Source organism: Sphingomonas sp. GW821-FHT09B04, assembly GCF_059418285.1.
On the sequence record NZ_JBWKPO010000002.1, the window covers coordinates 272279 to 290753 of the forward strand.

An 18475-nucleotide genomic window follows, 5' to 3' on the forward strand; every position below is an offset into this window, starting at 1 on the left:
TCCAATGAGGCGTTTCACCCATGTCATCTTCCATCCAGGCTTGTTTCACCGGGATTGCCTTCACCCTGTTCGCCGCCGCATCAGCCCCCGCGGCGGCGCAGGAGGCGGAGGCTCCCGGTGAAACCCGTGAGAGCGGGGACAGCGCGGCGACATCGGCTGAAGACGCGTTTGGCGCGACCGTCGGGATCAATCAGGTCGGCTTGTACAGCCCCTATCAGACGCGTGGCTTCAACCTGATCTCGACCGGCGGGGCATTCCGGATCGATGGCTTCTATTTTCACCCCGACGCGCTTCCGTCGGAGTCGCTGGTGTCTGGATCGTCGATCAATGTGGGCATTGCAGCGACGGCGCTCGACCTGCCCTTGCCGACGGGGGTGGTCGGGTATCAGCTGCGCGATCCGGGCCAGAAGAGCGCGCTGTCCGTCACTGCGGGAACGCGCGGGTTCGGTTCGCCCAGCGTCGAGGCGCTTGGGAGTCTGGTGAGCGATGATGGCAAGCTCGGCATTGTCGCGCACACCTTCATCAGTCCGGAGGAGAATTGGTCGACCGGGCAGGAAGGGGCGCGGTACGAGGTTGGCACCGTCGCGCGCTGGTCGCCGGCGCCCGGGACGCGGGTGCGCGTCTTCGGTGGTCTCAGCCGGCAGACGAACAATGGCGATCTTGCGATTCTGCCCGATGGTGCGGTGACGCCACCGCCGCTGCGGACGCGGCATAATTACAGCCCGGAATGGGCAAGGTCGCGGTCCACCAGCGGCAATTATGGCGCGCTGATCGAGCACCGGACGGGGGACTGGTTGCTCGGGGCCTCCGCGGTGCGCTCGACCCGCGATTCCTCGCGCGCGGATACGACGGTGCTGTCGATCGACGGGGCGGGGCGGGTGAGCAGCACGCTGTATCACACGCCCGAAGCCGATGCCCGATCGGACTCGACCGAGGTAAAGGCATTCCGGACCTTCAACTTTGCCGGAGCGACCCATCGCGTCGGGCTGGCGTACCGGCAGCGCAATTCGGTCAGCCGTCGTGCAGATGCGATCGCGGTTGCCGCGGGAAGCTTCGACATCTGGGACGACCCGGTTGCCGTTCCGCAGCCGAACTTCCCGACGAACGCGCCGTTGAGCCGCGACGAGGTCAATCAGAGCATCCTGAGTGCCACCTATGAGCTGTCGGTCCGCGATGATTTCGAGCTGCGGCTGGGCGCGCATCGCAATCGCTATGAGAAGATTTTCCGCGATACGCGCGGGGAGCAGTCGGAGCAGCTCGACAAATCGGTGCTCTTCAGCGCGTCGGCGCTGTGGAATCCGACGTCGCGCCTGCATCTCTTCGCCAGCTATGTCGCGGGCCTTGAGGAATCGGGGATTGCGCCCGACGCTGCGCTGAATCGCGGTGCGGTGCTGCCGCCCGTGGAAGCGCGGCAGTACGAAGTCGGTGCGCGGTTCGACCTGACGTCGCGGCTTGGCTTCATCCTCGCGGGCTTCGACATCCGCAAGCCGATCTATGGCCTGCGATCGGATTCGATCTATGCCCCGGTCGGCACCGTCCGCCACCGCGGCATCGAGGCATCGCTGACCGGCCAGCTGACCCCGACGACGACGGTCGTGCTCGGCGCCAACATCGTCCACGCCCGGATTTCCGGCGAACAGGTCGATGCTGGGCTGGTGAATCGCGAGGCGCCCGGCGTCTCGAGCTTCAACGCCACGATCGCGTTCGAGCAGAAGCTCACGGATCGCTGGAGCATCGATACCTACATCCTGTACGAAGGGTCGCGCCGCCGCGACAGCCGGAGCGCGGTTGAGGTCTCCGCCGTGCCCTTCGGCTATCTCGGGACGCGATATGATGTGAAACTTGGCGGGGCCGAGGTTTCGCTAAGGGCGCAGGTGGTGAACATGTTCGACCGAAAGGGCTATTATGCAACGCCCTACGGCCCGCTTGTACCGGTGACGGGGCAGCATTGGCGCTTGCTGCTCACGACGCGGCTCTGAAATGCTATGCCGTTGAATGAGGCCTCGAAAGGGACGTTACGACGATGACAGAGATAGTTGGTCGTTTCGCGCGATCCTGGCGCGCCGGGGCCCGGCGTCTTGCTCCGCTGGCGCTGATCCCGGCGGGGGCCGTCTATTGCACGCTTTCCGAGCTGTTCTTCAGCGACGAGCGGTCCGGGCTGCTCGGGAGCTTTGTCTGGGCGATCGCGACGCTGGGGCCGTGGGTCGTCGGAGCGATGGCCTTTGAGCACTTCGCCCGACCAGCGCGGAAGCGATCGCAGCTGATCGCGCTGGGATTAGGCCTTGCCGGTGTTGCCTATGCGGCGAGCGGCGGCATGGCGCTGTGGCTTGGCACCGGCGCGGAACGGGCGTTCTTCAGCCGGCTGCCGTTGCTGGGCGTCGCGCTGCTCGGGGCGGCGCTGTACCCGGTACGGGTGTCGGCTGAGTCGCTTCACGACCTCGCGCCCAGCGGTGACAATCCACCGGTCGAACCGGCGGATATTCTGTTCGCGTCCGCGGCCGGAAACTATGTCGAGCTCTATACCGAGACACGAACCGTCGTCTGGCGGCAGACGATGCGGAATGCCGAACGCGTGTTGCGCAAGGCAGGCTTTGTGCGAGTCCACCGCTCCTATCTGGTGCCGTGGCGCAACATCGACCTGCTGGTGCGTGACCGGAAGGGCGTCGTCGAGGTCGCACTTCTCAACGGCCGCCGGCTTCCGGTTTCCAGCCGTTACGCGAACAGTCTGGCACAGCAGACGCTGCAATAGCCCCGTCCGTGGCCGCCCCCTATTTGGGCCGGCCGGTGTAGCCCGCCGCTTCGCGCAATGCGTCGCCGTCCATGACATAGCCGTCGCTGACCACTGTGACGACGCGGCGGAGCGCGCCGATTTCGGTCGAGGGGTCGCCGTCCACCAGCACCATATCGGCTTCCTTGCCGACCGCGATCGATCCGGTGCGCTTATCGGCGCCGACCACGCGGGCGGGGAGGATGGTTGCGCTTTGCAACGCCTGTGCCGGGGTGAAGCCGGCCTGCTGGTAGATTTCGAGCTCGCGGATCAATTCGATCCCCCAGCCGTCGGTCCCGGCGACGATCGGAACGCCGGCCTTATGCAGCTTGCCGACCAGCTGGACCATCTTCGCATAGCTCTTGCGATAATCATCGCGGGTCAGCCCTTCAACGAGCGGATAGCCGCTGCTGGTGAAGGCCGAGCGTTCGACCACGGGGGAGATGATGCCCATATAGGGGGCGTAGGCCGGATGCGGCTTGCCGCCGTCCTGGGTCAGGAAGCCCTCGAAAATGACGATCGTCGGATCGACGATGGTCTTGCGCTTCGCAAGATCGGCGACGAAGCCCGTCATCAGCGGGGCGTCGAGGTCGACGTCCTTGAAGTAGCGCGCCGGACCCTCCATCCGCTGGCGGGTATTGGCCTTGTCGATTACCGCACGCGGCATCGATTCCATCACGACGAAATTGAGGTGAGTCAGCTCGTCATAGCCTGCAGCGACGGCTTCGCTCGGTTTCATCGTCGCCGGGACATGGCCATGGACATGCAGGCCGAGGCGATGCGCTTCCGCCGCCGCCGGGGCGATCCAGGCCGGGTTCATCGATGTGTAGAATTTGACGCCCCAGAGGCCGGCACCCTTGATCCGGCGGACCGCGGCGATCGCTTCGGCTTCGCTGCTGACCACCTCGGCACCCTGCGCTGCGAGGGGATCCTTTTTGTCGATGATCGCCGAGATGAAGGGTTCGCCCATCAGCAATGTGCCCGCGGCGCGACGCTTGGTCGCATCGACCGCGCGGTCGAAGGTGGTGCCGGGGCTGCGGAAGCTGGTGATGCCGTTGGCGACATTGGCGAGGACATTCCAGTCGTCGCCAATATGCAGATGGCTGTCCCAGATGCCCGGGACCAGCGTCTTGCCGCGGCCGTCGATCGTGCGCGTGCCGGCGGGTGCCCTTACCGAGCCGGCGGCACCGATCGCGACGATCTTGCCATCGCGAGCAAGCACGGCGCGATCGGCGAGGAAAGCGCCCTTGTCGGCATCGAACAGGCGGACATTGTCGAACAGCACCGGCGCTTTGGCGGCCGGGGTGAGGAAGCGTTGTGCGATCCGCCTGACCTCCGCCGCGGTCGCCGCGTCCTGCGCGTCGCGAAGCTGCTTGAGCGCGCCTTCATAGCCAGCCGGAATGACTGAGATATGGCCGATATTGGCGAAGAATCGCTTGTCCGCGTCGAGCCAGACGGGAACCGGCGAGGGTAGGATACCCTTCATGAAGGCGAGCTGGACCTTTTTGGGGCCGCCAGGACCGGTGATGGTCAGCGTCTGGCCGAATGTCATGCGGCCCTTGCCGCTTGGCAGGAAGTCGATGCCGGCATCGCCCGCGGCCGCCAATTTGTCGATCATCGGCGCGCCTGCAATGTCGACGCCACCGGCGGGGATGTACCAGGCGCCCGCGGGCGCTTCGCCCGAATCGGTTGCGGTCTTCCAGATCGCGCGGCCATTCTCGACCCGGAAGGTCTCGGCGGCGTCTCCCGACATGGTGACGCCGCGAACGGTAAGCGCGGTGATCGTGCCGTCGGGCGCGATGCTGCTCACCTGATCCATCTCGGTGATCCAGCCGCGCAGCTCTTGCGACCAGCGATAGGCGGTACGGCCATCGGGAAGCTGCCAGCGCCACTGGTCGCCATGCTTGCCGGCTTCGGACACCACCACATAGTGAACCGCGTCCGCCGGCGGGGGCAGCAACTGTTCCTTGGGGACGGGTTTCGATGCCTGGGCGGGCGCCGGCGCGTCATGTGCCAGAACGGGGGCGGCGGACACGAGCAGTGCGGCGATCAGGGCAAGGCGCATAACATCTCCAGAGGCGGGGAAGACGAGCGTGACAAGCTCGTGCCGCAAAAGCAACGTGCCTTCGACCGGCGACATTCTTCCATTTGGCGAATTCCGGAACGCGTCGCAGCATTGCAGGGGTGTGGGCCGGTTCGTCCGTGCTGCGTCGGCGGACATGCTTACCGACAAGATTGGTTTCGTCGATCTTTACTATCCATATACCGGAATAGCGCGAGTCGATGGATTGAGTTCTAATGCAGTCAAGTCTTCATTGGTTGATAATAACCTGATACTAGTTTGATCTTCTTTAGGGAGGGGCCGTGCTGCGCGTGCTTTCCTGTTTGACGACGGAGCATGACTTCGGACTTGTCGTTGTAGCGGCAGTCGTCTGCCTGCTCTCGATGCTGACTGCCTTCATGCTTGCGGCCCAGATCGGCGAGATGCGCGCCCAGCGGCGGCTGCGCTGGCTTGCGGCGCTTGGTTTCGTTTCCGGAGGGGGCATCTGGGCGACCCACTTCATCGCAATGCTCGCCTATCAGCCGCATCTGCCCACTGCCTATGACCCGCTGCGTACGATCCTGTCGATCGCGGTCGGCGTAGCGGCATCGACTGCGGCATGGCGCGCCTTCTTTGCGAAGAGCATGGTTTGGCGTCTGGCGGCCCCGGCAATTTTCGCTGTCGGGGTGGCGGCAATGCACAAGACCGGCATGACGGCGCTTCAGACGACCGGGCGGATCACCTATGACACCTCGATGATCGCCGGATCGGTCGGGGTCGGGATTGTGCTTAGCTATGCCGGGTTCCATTGGGCGCAGCGACGCTGGCGGCGGATTCCCGCGCTTCCCGCGCTCGGGCTGGTGCTGGCGATCGTCTCGATTCATTTCGGATCAATGGCTGCGGTGACGATCTACCCGGAATCGGGGCTGATGATCGATCCGAGCACGATCGAATCCGAAACGCTGGCGCTATTGATCGCGACGCTGGCGGCGGCGATTTTGGCGGTTGGACTAGTCACCGCGCTAGCCGAAGCGCGGATCGCGCGGCACGCACAGCACGAGGCAGAGCGGCTCAAGAGCTTCAGCGAAAGCGCACTGGAGGCGCTAGCGATTCTGGAGAACGACGTGATTGTGGACGCCAACACCACCTTCTGGGGGCTGGCGGGATATGATCCGGTGCACCCGCCCGAAGGGCTCAGCCTGTCCGAACTGCTGCCTGAGGTGCCGAGCGACGCGCCGCAGCGGCGCGGGCCCGGTTTCTTCAACACGCAGTTGCGCGCGCGCGACGGCGAGCAGATCGATGTGGAGATGGCGTTCCGGCGAGGACAGTTGCTGGGAGTCGAGCGCGACCTGGTGGTGTTGCGCGACGTATCCGAACAGACGGCGGCGGCGGCGCGTGTTGCGCACCTTGCCGCGCACGACCCGCTGACTGGCGCCGCCAACCGGCTGAGCCTCAACCATTTGCTTGCCGATGCGCTGACGCGGTCGAGCGAGGAGGCTCCGGTCGCGCTGCTCTGCCTCGACCTCGACCGGTTCAAGGCGGTCAACGACGTTCATGGCCATGCGACGGGTGACGCGCTGCTGGTTGAGGTGACCCGGCGTATCCGCGAGTGCATGACCGGGCATGAGGCGCTGGCGCGGCTGGGCGGCGACGAGTTCGCGATCGTCCAGCCCGGGGGCGATCAACCGCATCGTGCGGCCTCGCTCGCCCGCGAAATTCTGGACGCGCTGGCGGTGCCGATGCGGGTTGCGGGACGATCGATCCGCACCGGCGCGAGCATCGGCATCGCGATCCACCCCGACAACGCCGCGACCGCGGAAGAACTGCATACCAAGGCCGACCTCGCTCTCTATCGTGCCAAGGCGCAGGGGCGCGGCGCGATGCGCTTCTTCGACGCAAACATGGACGCGCAACTGGTCCGGCGGCTTGAGCTTCAGCACGATCTTCAGTTCGCGCTCCAACGCGGGGAACTCAGCCTCGTCTATCAGCCGATCGCGTGCCTGGTGACGGGCGCGGTCATCGGGTTCGAGGCGCTGCTGCGCTGGACTCATCCAGAACATGGCGAAGTCCCGCCGGCTGAGTTCATTCCGCTTGCCGAGGATGGCGGGATGATCGTGCCGATCGGCGAATGGGTGCTGCGCACCGCGTGCCGCGAGGCGGGGCGCTGGCGGCAGCCGCTCAAGATCTCCGTCAACCTCTCACCCGCCCAGATCGCGCAGACCGACATTACCGATGTGATCGCGTCGGCACTGTCCGACGCGAAGCTAAGTCCGCGCCGGCTTGATCTGGAGGTGACCGAAGGGTTGCTGGTCGGCGATCCCGACGGGACGCTGATGGCGCTTCGCCGGGTCAAGGCGCTGGGTGTCGGCATCGCGATGGACGATTTCGGCACCGGCTATTCGTCGCTCGCCTATTTCCGCGCCTTCCCGTTCGACGAGGTAAAGATCGACCGCTCGTTCATCGAGCATCTGACGACCAGCCGGGAATCGCTTGCGATCGTCCGCGCGGTAATCGGGCTGGGCAAGGGGCTGGGCATGTCGATCATCGCTGAAGGGGTGGAGACCGAGGCGCAGATGCAGTTGCTGCTCGCCGAAGGCTGCGACAAGATCCAGGGCTATCTGGTCGGAAAACCCGCATCGATCGGCCGCTACAGGCGCGGTGTGCTGGCGCGCAGGCCAGCGCCGTGCACTGATCCCGCAGGCTGGGTCGAGGAATGGGCGCGGCTGATCTCCCCGGAGATGCCGGGACGGAACGCGGCGCTGACGGCGCGCTCGGCCGCGGCTTAGGCGCGCGCGCGGAAGGCGCGGAACGCCGTCACCCCGGCCTCGTCCCGGGGCCATCGCGTGGTCTTAGCTTCCGATCCGTTGCTGGTGGCACCAGATACCCCAATACAAGACGAGGGTGGCGGCGGGTTGATGCTCTCGTGGATCGCCCGGCAGTCAGGCGGCGACGCTGGCGCCGCCGCTTGCGTCGCGAATAGCGAGGTCGCGGGCTTCGACGACCGGCAACGGGCGACCGAAATAATAGCCCTGGACCTTGGTGCAGCCCAGCGCCTGGACCAGCCGGTGCTCGTCTTCGGTCTCCACCCCTTCCGCGGTCGTGGCCATGCCAAGGCTGTCGGCAAGCGCGACAACGGCACGGATGATCGCGATCGCCTCCTTGCTCCCCTTGGACGCACCCTGGACGAAGCTGCGGTCGACCTTGATCGACGAGAAGCGCGTGCGGCTTAGGTAGCCGAGCGACGAATAGCCGGTGCCGAAGTCGTCGAGGCTGAGGTGGACGCCCATGTCGAGGATTGCCTCAAGCGTGCGGACCGCGGCGGTACCTTCGCGCATGAAGACGCTTTCGGTCACTTCGAGTTCGAGCCGTTGGGGTCGCAGACCGCTGTCGCGCAGCGCCGCGGCGACAAACGAGGCAAAGGCCGGATTGTGGAGCTGATCGGGGCTGACGTTGACCGCGACGCGGATCGGGTCGTCCCATGTCGCGGCTTCCATGCATGCCGCGCGCAGCACCCATTCGCCGATCGGCGCGATCAGGCGTGCTTCTTCGGCCAGCGGCACGAACTTGACGGGGGAGATGTTGCCCAACTCGGGATGCGTCCAGCGCAGCAGCGCCTCGAACCCCGTGAGCTTGCCGCTGCCGGCCTGCACCACCGGCTGATAGAGAAGATGGAACTCGTCATTCTCGAGTGCGGCGCGCAGCGCCATTTCGAGCACACGGCGTTCCTCGGCCTGGACGTGGAGTTCGGGTTCATAGGCGTGGAAGACGCCGCCGCCCGCATCCTTGGATCGGTAGAGCGCGAGATCGGCCGAGCGGATCAGCATCTCCGCGGTCCGCCCGTCGCGCGGGCCGACTGCGAGGCCGACGCTGGCACCGATGAACAGCGTGTGCTGATCGACTTCATAGGGCTGCGAGAGCACGCTGATGATCGAGTGCGCGAGCCGTTCGACTGCGGCGCTGTCGGTAGCGTCGCGCACGACCACGGCGAACTCGTCACCGCCGAGCCGCCCGATCACGTCATTGGCGGTCATCAACTGCTTGAGCCGTTCCGATACGCGGGTCAGCAGCCGGTCGCCGACCGGGTGCCCGAGCGTGTCGTTGACCGCCTTGAACCGGTCGAGGTCGATCATCATGAAGGCGCAGCGCGAGCCCCATTTCTCGGCCTCGGCCATGGCAAGGCTCAGCGCTTCGTTGATCAGCAGCCGGTTGGGCAGGGCAGTCAGCGGATCGTAGCGCGCCATGCGGCTGATCTTGTTCGCGGATTCGCGGGCTTCTGTGACATCGGACCCGACCCCGCGAAAACCGACATAGCCGCCTTCCTCGTTGAAGCGAGGCGACCCGGTCATTTCCCACCAGCGCTCGACACCATCGACATAGACGGGGAGCAGCAGGTCACGGAACGGTTCGCGCAGCTTGATCCGTTCGGCCATCTCGCGCAGCCCCTGCGAGAAATTGCCGCTTTCCCACGCGGTGCCCGCGAGCACCTGAAGGAACGGCATGCCGTTGATCGCCATCGGATCGACGCCAAGCGAAACGGCGAAGCGCGGATTGGCGCGCACCACGCGGCGCTGCGCGTCGGTTTCCCAGAGCCAGTCGGCGGACTTGTCTTCGAATTCGCGCAGCAACAGGCTGACGGTCTCGTCTCGCTCGGCGAGTGCGATCTCGTTAGCGCGAATCACGACCAGCGCCTTGCCGCGCGAGAAGCAGGCGATGATCAGCAACGCGGTGAACAGGAGCGAGGCGGCGCCCAGCGCGGGCGCGGTAGAGACTGCGAGCGAAATCGCTGCGGATCCGCCCAGCACGACGAGGAAGGAGATTGTCGCAAGCGGCAATGCGGCCATGGCGACCGCGGAGGCGGCCATCAGGATCGACAGCACGATCCACATTGCCGCGGCTTGCTCGGCATTGGCGGATGGCCCGAAGAAGAGCGGCGCGATTGACCAGACCGCTCCCAGCGAGATGCCGTCGAGCACGGTTTCGCGCACGTCCTTTAGCGTTGCGGTCCGTTCGGTGCGGTGCCGCACCGCGAGGCGGCGAAAGGCGACGGTAACGCCGACCGCTGCGACCAGCGCGCTCCAGCTTGCGAGCTTCCAAAACGCGAAGTTGGGCGCGAAATTGAGCGTGATGAGCGCCGCCCCCATCACATTAGCGGCCAGCATGAACAGCGCGAGCTGGCTGCCGGCGTTCATCTGGGCGGCGCGAATCGGGCCCCAGTCGGTGGTGTCCGCGGGGTCGTACAGGCCGAGCAACGCACGCACATCGATGCGCGGTCGCGCGAATTGAGAGGTTGTCTGGCTCGTCACACCCTCTCGAATAACCCGGATCAGGTTAGCGAGTGGTTAGGTGCGAGGCGGAACGGCGAAATTTTTCCGCCGTTCCGGATTTGGGGCAACCGCGTTCAGGCGGCGATGCTGTAGGGCTTGATCTCGCCGTTGAGGTAGAGATTGCGCGCCTTGGCACGGCTGAGCTTGCCCGAGCTGGTGCGCGGGAGCGTGCGCGGCGGGATCAGTTCGATCACACAGTTCATGCCGGTGACGGTGCGGACACGCTCGCGGATTTCCTCGCGCAGCTTGACGCGCTCCGCCTCGTCGCTGGTGCGGCACTGGACGAGGACCGCGGGTGTTTCCTCACCGCCCGGCGTGGTGATCGCGAAGGCCGCGATGTCGCCCTGCTTGAAGCCGGGAAGCTGCTCGACCGCCCATTCGATATCCTGCGGCCAGTGGTTGCGGCCGTTGACGATGATCATGTCCTTCGCCCGGCCGACGATGTAGATATAACCGTCCGAGAGATAGCCCATGTCGCCGGTGTCGAGCCAACCGTCCTGGAGGCAGGCGGCGGTCGATTCGGGATCGCGGAAATAGCCGACCATCAGGCTGGGGCCGCTGCACCAGACCTTGCCGATCGCGCGTTCGGGGAGCGGGGTGCCGTCTTCCTCGCGGATCTCGATCTTCATGTCCTTCGCGGCCTTGCCGCAATTGACGATGGCGCGGAAGCGCTGGGGGCGGCGCGACGAACCGGCGGCGTCATGGCTGCCGCCCGAAAGCTGGGTTTCCTCGACCAGCTCGACGACGATGCCCTCGCCCGGAGGCATGATCGAGACTGCCAGCGTCGCTTCGGCAAGCCCGTAGCTGGGCAGGAAGGCCGAAGCCTTGAAGCCAGCATCGGCAAAAGCGTCGACGAACGCTTGCATCACGTCAGGCCGGATCATGTCCGCGCCATTGCCGGCAACGCGCCAGCGCGAGAGGTCGAACCGCTCCGACGCCTTGGTTTGGCTCGACATGCGGCGCGCACAGATATCGTAGCCGAATGTCGGCGAATAGGAGAGAGTCGTGCCCTGATTGCGGGTGACGAGATCGAGCCACGCGAGCGGTCGGCGGGCAAAATCCTCGGTCTTGAGATAGTCGGTCGAAACCTGATTGGCGACGACCGAGAGGAAGCAGCCGACCAGCCCCATGTCGTGGTACCAGGGCAGCCACGAGACGCAGCGGTCGCTGTCCTGGATATTCATTCCGTGGCTGTGCGCCGACAGATTGTTGAGCAGCGCGTGGTGCGTGATCGCGACGCCATGCGGGAAGCGTGTCGAGCCGCTGGAGTATTGAAGATAGGCGATGTCATCGGTCCTGGCCTGCGGCAGTTCCGCCTCAGGCGCGGCGCGGGTCGCGAAGCTCTCCCAATCGATTCCCTCGACGCCCTTAAGGCGCGCGGCCTCGCCCGCCATCGTGGCGAGTTCGGCCGGGTAGAACAGCATCGTGGGGTCGCAGCTGTCGAGCTGGACCGAGAGCTGGTCGATATAATGCTGGCTGCCGCCAAAGCTGGTGGGCAGGGGCAGCGGTACGGGCCAGGCGCCGGCATAGATCACGCCGAAGAACAGCGCGGCAAAATCGGCACCCGTCTCAGCAATCAGCGCGATCCGGTCTTCGGGCTTCACGCCCGCGGCGATCAGGCGGCGCGCCTGCAACAGCGCATCCGCGCGCATTTCGGTAAACGGATAGGCGCGCATGAGTGCACCGCGCGCATCGTGGAAGTTCAGCCCGCGGAGTCCCTGCGCGGCATAGTCCAGCGCATCGCCCAGCGTCGCGAAATCCGCGAGACGGCGGGGAAGCGCGTCGTCGGTCGGGGTCGGCAGCAGCACCGCGCCATTCCCATCGACCATATCTTTAACGTCCAAAGTCATATCCTAAATCCGTGCCCCTGACCGTGGCGGCCGCCCATCGTCTTGATGACATTGGCCCCACATCAGAAATGCAGGCGGCTCTGCTACGCACTGTCGTTCAAATTCGGTTGGCACTGTGGCACAAACAAGGCGAATGGCCCATCGACACCGCCCTCTGCCCCCGCTCGACACCGCCGCGCTGAACCGGCTGGCGCTTCGCTATGTCGAGCGCTTCGCGACGACCCGCGGAAAACTGGCGGTTTACCTCGCGCGGAAGGTGCGTGAGCGGGGGTGGGAAGGCGACGCGGCGGACCCCGTCGCGATTGCGGAACGTTTCGCCGAATTGGGATACGTCAACGATCGAATCTACGCCGAATCAAAGGCTTCGTCGATGGCGCGCCGCGGGCTGGGCGCGCGGCGCGTGAATGACGCCTTACGCCATGCGGGGGTGGGGGAACGGGATGCCGAAGCGGTTGCGCCACAAGTTGCAGGTCGCGCGAACGAAACGGCACTCGCCTTTGCGCGCAAACGGCGGATCGGACCCTTTGCAGAGGGGCAGGTGGAGCGGGACAAGGTCGTCAAGCAGGTCGCAGCGATGGTGCGTGCCGGCCATTCACCCGATCTGGCCTGGAAAATCGCCCGCATGAATCCCGGCGAAAGCGTCGAGTTGTTGCTGGACGAGGATTAGTAACAAAGGATTCGCATCTGTTGGAAATGCTGTGTTAATGTTGCGGGTCAGGGGGAAGTATCTGGATGCGTATCGACCCGCAACGAGCGTCGAGGGAATTTGTGCCCGTGCCGGCCGGCGCGGTGTTGCCGATTGCTGATCGCTCAGACGATGAACATAGCTCGGGGGAGCAATATTCGGGCACGGTCAAATGGTTCGACGTCACGCGTGGCTTCGGCTTCCTCGTCGCCGATGATCCGGTGGCAGGTGATATCCTGATTCACTTCTCCGTGCTTCAGCCGCATGGCCGCCGCAGCCTGCCCGAGGGCGCGCGAGTCGAGTGCACCGTCTTGCGCCGCGAGCGCGGGTTGCAGGCGCTCGAAATCCTGTCGATCGACCTGACCGACGCGGTCGAGCCGCCCAAACCGCGCAACGGCGTTGGAGATCGGGGCGACCGGACTCAACTGATCGAATCCGCGGGTCCGTTCGAGCCGGTGACGGTCAAATGGTTCAACCGGCTCAAGGGCTATGGCTTTCTGGTGCGCGAAGGCGATTCGGCGGATATATTCGTGCACATGGAAACCCTGCGCCGGGCGGAGATTTATGACGTTGAACCGGATCAGCCGCTTCGTGCCCGTATCGTCGATGGCGACAAGGGGCCGCTCGCGGTCGTGGTGGAAGCGCCGGAGTAGGGCTCCGCTGCTGCTGGCGCTGAGCGCGCTGGCACTGGTTCCGGGGTGCAAGGGCGGCGAGGCGGGCAACGCTACCGCTTCCGAGCAGCCGGCGGCGAAGGCGGTCGTCACCATTGAGAGCGGCAGTGCGAAGCACGTCTTCAGAGTCGATGTCGCGCGGACCCCGGCTGAACAGCAGCAAGGGCTGATGTACCGCACCGACATCCCCGCCGACGGGGGGATGTTGTTCGCGCCTTATCCGGCCGGTGGCGGGGCGCCGCGTGAGGCGAGCTTCTGGATGAAGAACACGCCGACCTCGCTCGATATCATCTTCATCCGCGCCGACGGCACGATCGCGCATATCGGCGAGAATACGGTGCCGCTGTCGGAGGAGCAGGTTCGATCAGGTGAACCGGTTGCGGCGGTGCTGGAGGTGCTGGGCGGCAAGGCCGCGGAGCTGGGGATTTCGCCGGGGGACAAGGTGAGCTGGCGGTGACGGTGTGCCGAATATCTGGCTCCGGCATCGGCTGACGGTGGCTTCGGAACGATCGGTATCCGGTGGGTTTCCGACGCTGCCGCGAAGTTGACGAAGTTACGCGGAACGCGATTTATTCTGTCAACTTCGTCGTCCTTGTCGGACGGGTGTCAACCGGTGCGGTTCAACCGCGTGGATCGACGAAATCAAAGAGCGGCCGCGATGCGGCCCGTCGATGCAAGCAAACCAATTCCAACATTGCAAGGTGGGGCTATTGGCTATTGGCGGTTTGCTGTCATTCAATCGCACCGGACAGCCAGTCTCGATTCTCGTCCGTCAGAAATTTTTCAAGTTGTTTCAGGTTGATCCCATATCGCCTGCAGAACCCGATAATCTCCCATAAATCGGCCTCGTTCGGTAGGCGGTTGAACTCGATAAAGAGATCTCGAACGACGCCGTGATAGGCTTGGACGAAGGGCATGCGCTCAAGCCATTCGAAGAACGCGCGTTCGTCATTCTGACCATAATAGCGGACACCTGAAGCGACGATCTGAGCGACCGGTGCGGACTTCTCGCGCTGAGCCTTGTAAGGGAGTGGCATCCCCGCCTGGACCAGCACTCTCTCATAGTTGTTCTGCACACCGCTCAATCGCTCGATCATGTCGCGAAAGGCGAAATCTCTTTCATCCGGATCGGACTCAACAGAAGCGGCGCGGAGATCGGCGATCAGCGCGTGCAGGCTATCACCTTGAAACACCACCCCGGGAAATGCACGTCCCGGCAATTGGACTACAGCGTAGTTCGTTGATTCATATAGAAGCTTCGGTTCGTTCATAGCATCGCCCTTTGCGGCGAGGTTTGCAGATCGAAGCGATGTCCGCAAATGGGCGTCGACGACCCATGCAGCGATCAGTGCCTTCAGCTACTCAACCCCACCATCCCCCGTTGCCGCCGCCGCTGTTGCCGCGTAAAGCGCGGGGCATGGGAATCCTGGCGAATATTTTCACCTGGTGGAACGGCTCCACCTTCGGCACCTGGATGGGGCTGCGCGGCAAGGACAAGGTCGGCGAAGACGCGCTCGGCAACGTCTATTACCAGGGCGGCACCAACATGCACGGGATGACCCGGCGCTGGGTGATCTACAAGGGATCGAACGATTCGAGCCGCGTGCCGCCCGAGTGGTTCAGCTGGCTGCACCACCAGATCGACGACGTGCCCGATCGTGCGCTGCCTCCGGTGCGCCAGTGGGAGAAGCCCGCTGTCCCCAATCTGACCGGCACCGCTCAGGCCTATCGCCCCGCAGGGGCGCTGGAAGCGGGCGGCAAACGGATCGGCGCGACCGGCGACTACGAAGCCTGGACGCCCGGCGCCTGATGGCCTCGCTCCGTCCCGCCGTTTTGGCGCTGGCGCCGCTCGCGCTGGCGGGATGCGGCTGGTTTGGCGGGGACGCGCCGCAGAACAAGACTGCCGCTGCCGACACGGTCGACGTCGCGCCCAAGGCAGGGCCCGGCGAGGAAGTGGTGACTGTCGATGCCGCGAACAGTGCTGCGCTGACCGCCGGCGCGACGCCGATGGCGGAGCGGGTGGCGGTGCTGGGCCTGCTCAACAAGCGTAACGGACAAGCGCGCGACATCACCCTCAAGCCCGGACAGGCAGTGCGCGCGGGCGATGTGATCCTGCGGCTGCGCGCGTGCGAGAAGACCGCGCCGTGGGAAGGCGAGCCCTATACCGGCGCCTTTGCGCAGGTCGATGTGCGCGAGAGCGACGGCAAGTGGAAGCGCGCCTTTTCCGGCTGGCTCTACAAGGAGCGCCCGGCGCTCAACGTCGTGCAGCACCCCGTCTATGACGTCTGGGTCAAGAGCTGCGCGATGACCTTCCCCGAAACGGGTGGCGAAGAGGTGAGCGCGGGTGCGCCGGGCAGCGGCGGCTCGCCCAAGGCATCGAGCGCGCCGAAATCGGCCGAGACCCCGGCAACGCCCGAGGCGAGCCCGGCAGCACCTTCGCCGAGCGCGACGGACAGCATCGAGAGATAGGTCTCGCGCGGCACTTCCACTGCGCCGAGCGAGGCGAGGTGGTCGGTCATGAACTGGCAATCGAGTAACTCGAACTCGCCGATCCGCAGCCGGGCGACCAGCGCAGCGATCGCGACCTTGGACGCATCGCGCGTGCGGCTGAACATCGATTCGCCGAAAAATACACGGCCGAGCGCGAGGCCGTAGAGGCCGCCGACCAGCCGGTCGCCGTCCCAGGTTTCGATCGAATGCGCGAAGCCACGGCGATAGAGCTCCCCGAACACCTTTTCGATCGCCGGATTGATCCAGGTATCGGGCCGGTCGGGTGCGGATTCGGCGCACAGCGCGATCACCTGCTCGAACGCGGCATCGGCGGTGACGCGGAACCGATCGCCCGCGATCGTCTTGCGCAGCGAGCGCGAGAGGTGGAAGCCGTCGAGCGGCATGATCGCGCGCTGGCGCGGCTCGACCCAGAAGACGCTGGCTTCGTCGCGATGCTCGGCCATCGGGAACACGCCCATCGCATAGGCACGCAGCACCAGATCGGGATCGAGATCTGACGAACGGGGCGTGGGGCGGGTCATGCCTTCTTTGACGCCGATTTCGGCGGTTTGGCGAGGCGCTTTTCGATCGCCTGCCACAGATCGGCAAAGGCCTTGCCGCCTGTCGTGCGCCCCGCGAAGGCGCCGATCGGTGAGCGGCGTGCGGCCATGGTCTCGACCACGCTTGCCATCGGGATGACAGGCCAGTTCGGATGCCGCTCCAGCGCTTCGGCGTGGAGCTTGCGACGGCGGTCGACCATCGAATGAACGGGCATCAGCGGCACTTTGCCCTTGCCGCCGAGATGCGCCTCGACCTCAGCCAGCGCGCGTTCGGAGAGGGGGGAAGGGATGACGGGGACGACGATCAGGTCGGCGGCGCGCATCACCTGTTCGCTGGTTTCGGTGAGACCCGGCGGGCAGTCGAGCAGCATCCGGTCATAGGCCTTGTCGAGCTGGCCAAGCAGCTTGGCGAGGCGCTTCTTCTTGTCGAGCTCGTGGAACAACAGGTCGAGACCGCGCAATGACGCGTCGGCGCCGATCAGGTCGAGCCGATCGATTGCGGTGGTGTGGGCAAGCTTTGACGGCTCGACGTCTTTGGTGAATACCGACTGCGCCTGAACCTTGCCCCTTGCACCGCCAAGCAGGAAGGTGGAGGCCGCCTGCGGATCGAGATCCCACAGCAAGGTCCGACGCGCCGACAGTGTCGCCGCGCACCATGCGAGATTGACCGCGAGCGTGGTTTTGCCGACGCCGCCCTTCAGGCTGTAGATCGCGATCGTCGCCAAGCCCTGCCTCCGCCCGAAATACTCAACACGCCGAAGACGTTCGGCATGGCCATCATCAATCTTCCCGATGGAGATAACAAGATGACGACAGACCATCTCTTCGTGATCACGGGCGGGCCGGGGTCGGGCAAGTCGAGTCTGATCGCGGCGCTTGCCGCTCAGGGGACCGCGACGATGCCCGAGGCGGGCCGGGCGATCATTCAGGAGCAGGTTGCGAGCCGTGGCGACGCGCTGCCCTGGGCGGATCGGGAGGCATTTGCCGAGCGGATGCTGGATTGGGAGTTGCGGTCGCACCGCGCGGCGCAGGGCCTGACGGGCCCGGTGGTGCTGGATCGCGGCATCCCCGATGTGATCGGCTATCTGCGGTTGTGTGGGTTGCCGGTTCCGGGACATGCCGAGCGCGCGGCGGCAGAGTTTCGTTACAACCGCACCGTGTTCATCGCGCCGCACTGGCCGGCGATCTACGCGCAGGATGCCGAGCGCAAGCAGGACGAGGCCGAAGCAATGGCCACCCACGACATGATGGCACGGGTCTATGCGGAGCTGGGATATCGGCCCGTAGAGCTGCCGGCTGTCGCAGTCTCATCGCGGGTAGAGTTCATTCTCGCAAATATCATGTAACTAAACAGTTGCATGATTCGATCTGGCCCTGCAGAAGGTCAGGGGTGGATCTTGACCCGCTCTTCAAGGCGCTGGCCGACCCGACGCGCCGGCGCTTGCTTGCCGAACTCGACGAGTTGGATGGCCAGACGCTGTTCGATCTCCATGTGCGGCTGGTGAGCTGGGATGGGCTCGCGATCTCGCGGCAGGCGCTCTCGAAGCACCTCATGGTGCTGGAGGAAGCGGGGCTGATCCGCGTCGAATGGCAGTGGCGCTCCAAGCACCATTTCCTCGAACGCAAACCGCTGCGGCGGATGTGGCGAACCTGGCTCGGTCCGCTTGCCGGGCGCGGCATGGAGAACGAGAATGCTGAAGATCGTCGTGACGAGCATATTGGTGGATGATCAGGACAAGGCGCTGGCCTTCTATCGCGATATATTGGGGTTCGTGCTCAAGCACGATATCCCGATGGGTGAGCATCGCTGGCTGACGCTGACCGCGCCGGGGGATGAGAACGGCGTCGAGTTGTTGCTCGAACCCGATGCGCATCCGGCGGCGAGGCCGTGGAAGGACGCGCTGGTTGAGGACGGCATTCCGTTGACCTCATTCGGGGTCGAGGACGTGCATGCCGAACACGCGCGGCTCGAAGCAGCCGGCGTGCGCTTTGTGCGGCCGCCGGCGACCGTCGGGCCGGTGACGGTCGCGGTGTTCGACGATAGCTGCGGCAACCTGATCCAGATTGCCCAGCAGCATTGATCGCCT

General features: G+C 65.1%; 16 protein-coding genes and 1 pseudogene. 11 read left to right on the forward strand and 6 right to left on the reverse strand.

Annotation, left to right across the window (positions count from 1 at the left end; translation table 11 throughout):
- The first annotated feature begins 20 nt into the window (after window positions 1-20).
- Window positions 21-1979 (forward strand): TonB-dependent receptor domain-containing protein, encoded by a 1959-nt coding sequence (locus AC07NK_RS07240; RefSeq protein WP_495169911.1) that lies wholly within the window; start codon window positions 21-23, stop codon window positions 1977-1979.
- Between the two features lie 44 nt (window positions 1980-2023).
- Window positions 2024-2749, forward strand: coding sequence for a LytTR family DNA-binding domain-containing protein (locus AC07NK_RS07245; RefSeq protein WP_495169912.1), 726 nt, complete (start codon window positions 2024-2026; stop codon window positions 2747-2749).
- Between the two features lie 19 nt (window positions 2750-2768).
- On the opposite strand, the gene AC07NK_RS07250 is transcribed toward AC07NK_RS07245, so the two are convergent.
- Window positions 2769-4832, reverse strand: a complete 2064-nt coding sequence (locus AC07NK_RS07250; RefSeq protein WP_495169913.1) for an amidohydrolase family protein — start codon at window positions 4830-4832, stop codon at window positions 2769-2771.
- Between the two features lie 380 nt (window positions 4833-5212).
- Between AC07NK_RS07250 and AC07NK_RS07255 the strand changes: the two genes are divergently transcribed.
- Entirely contained in the window at window positions 5213-7594 is a 2382-nt protein-coding gene (locus AC07NK_RS07255; protein WP_495169914.1) for a putative bifunctional diguanylate cyclase/phosphodiesterase, read from the forward strand.
- Between the two features lie 153 nt (window positions 7595-7747).
- Here the strand turns inward: AC07NK_RS07255 and AC07NK_RS07260 are convergent, their stop codons facing one another.
- Both AC07NK_RS07260 and AC07NK_RS07265 read right to left on the reverse strand, forming a co-directional pair.
- The gene (locus AC07NK_RS07260; protein WP_495169915.1) at window positions 7748-10111 is read right to left on the reverse strand and encodes a putative bifunctional diguanylate cyclase/phosphodiesterase; all 2364 of its coding nucleotides are present in this window, start codon (window positions 10109-10111) and stop codon (window positions 7748-7750) included.
- Between the two features lie 95 nt (window positions 10112-10206).
- Window positions 10207-11982, reverse strand: coding sequence for a fatty acyl-AMP ligase (locus AC07NK_RS07265; RefSeq protein ID WP_495169916.1), 1776 nt, complete (start codon window positions 11980-11982; stop codon window positions 10207-10209).
- Window positions 11983-12115: 133 nt separating this feature from the next.
- Between AC07NK_RS07265 and AC07NK_RS07270 the strand changes: the two genes are divergently transcribed.
- The 3 genes from AC07NK_RS07270 (at window position 12116) to AC07NK_RS07280 (ending at window position 13795) form a co-directional block, all read left to right on the forward strand.
- Window positions 12116-12649: a regulatory protein RecX gene (locus AC07NK_RS07270; RefSeq protein WP_495169917.1), complete on the forward strand. Its 534-nt coding sequence runs from the start codon at window positions 12116-12118 to the stop codon at window positions 12647-12649.
- 107 nt (window positions 12650-12756) lie between these two features.
- Window positions 12757-13320: a cold-shock protein gene (locus tag AC07NK_RS07275; protein ID WP_495170347.1), complete on the forward strand. Its 564-nt coding sequence runs from the start codon at window positions 12757-12759 to the stop codon at window positions 13318-13320.
- Complete coding sequence (locus AC07NK_RS07280) at window positions 13274-13795, forward strand: DUF192 domain-containing protein (protein WP_495169918.1); 522 nt, start codon at window positions 13274-13276, stop codon at window positions 13793-13795. Before AC07NK_RS07275 ends, AC07NK_RS07280 begins: the two co-directional genes overlap by 47 nt.
- Before the next feature lie 274 nt (window positions 13796-14069).
- On the opposite strand, the gene AC07NK_RS07285 is transcribed toward AC07NK_RS07280, so the two are convergent.
- Window positions 14070-14609 (reverse strand): DUF6959 family protein, encoded by a 540-nt coding sequence (locus AC07NK_RS07285; protein WP_495169919.1) that lies wholly within the window; start codon window positions 14607-14609, stop codon window positions 14070-14072.
- Between the two features lie 146 nt (window positions 14610-14755).
- On the opposite strand from AC07NK_RS07285, the gene AC07NK_RS07290 reads away from it, so the two are divergent.
- Together AC07NK_RS07290 and AC07NK_RS07295 are read left to right on the forward strand one after the other, a co-directional pair.
- Window positions 14756-15148 (forward strand): NADH:ubiquinone oxidoreductase subunit NDUFA12, encoded by a 393-nt coding sequence (locus AC07NK_RS07290; RefSeq protein WP_495169920.1) that lies wholly within the window; start codon window positions 14756-14758, stop codon window positions 15146-15148.
- Between the two features lie 197 nt (window positions 15149-15345).
- A pseudogene (locus AC07NK_RS07295) lies at window positions 15346-15579 on the forward strand (DUF2155 domain-containing protein); the annotation flags it as partial.
- A 35-nt stretch (window positions 15580-15614) separates the two neighbouring features.
- On the opposite strand, the gene aat reads toward AC07NK_RS07295, so the two are convergent.
- Complete coding sequence (gene aat, locus AC07NK_RS07300; RefSeq protein ID WP_495169921.1) at window positions 15615-16370, reverse strand: leucyl/phenylalanyl-tRNA--protein transferase; 756 nt, start codon at window positions 16368-16370, stop codon at window positions 15615-15617.
- Window positions 16367-17113 carry a ParA family protein gene (locus AC07NK_RS07305; RefSeq protein ID WP_495169922.1) on the reverse strand — a complete coding sequence of 249 codons (747 nt, stop codon included), beginning with the start codon at window positions 17111-17113 and terminating at the stop codon, window positions 16367-16369. Before AC07NK_RS07305 ends, aat begins: the two co-directional genes overlap by 4 nt.
- 81 nt (window positions 17114-17194) lie before the next feature.
- Between AC07NK_RS07305 and AC07NK_RS07310 the strand changes: the two genes are divergently transcribed.
- Genes AC07NK_RS07310 through AC07NK_RS07320 form a run of 3 tightly spaced genes read left to right on the forward strand, consistent with a single transcriptional unit; the run spans window position 17195 to window position 18469 of the window.
- Window positions 17195-17734, forward strand: a complete 540-nt coding sequence (locus tag AC07NK_RS07310) for an AAA family ATPase (protein WP_495169923.1) — start codon at window positions 17195-17197, stop codon at window positions 17732-17734.
- Window positions 17735-17778: 44 nt separating this feature from the next.
- Window positions 17779-18117 (forward strand): ArsR/SmtB family transcription factor, encoded by a 339-nt coding sequence (locus AC07NK_RS07315; protein ID WP_495169924.1) that lies wholly within the window; start codon window positions 17779-17781, stop codon window positions 18115-18117.
- On the forward strand, window positions 18080-18469 hold the full coding sequence (locus AC07NK_RS07320) for a VOC family protein (protein ID WP_495169925.1): 390 nt from the start codon (window positions 18080-18082) through the stop codon (window positions 18467-18469). Before AC07NK_RS07315 ends, AC07NK_RS07320 begins: the two co-directional genes overlap by 38 nt.
- Window positions 18470-18475 lie beyond the last annotated feature (6 nt).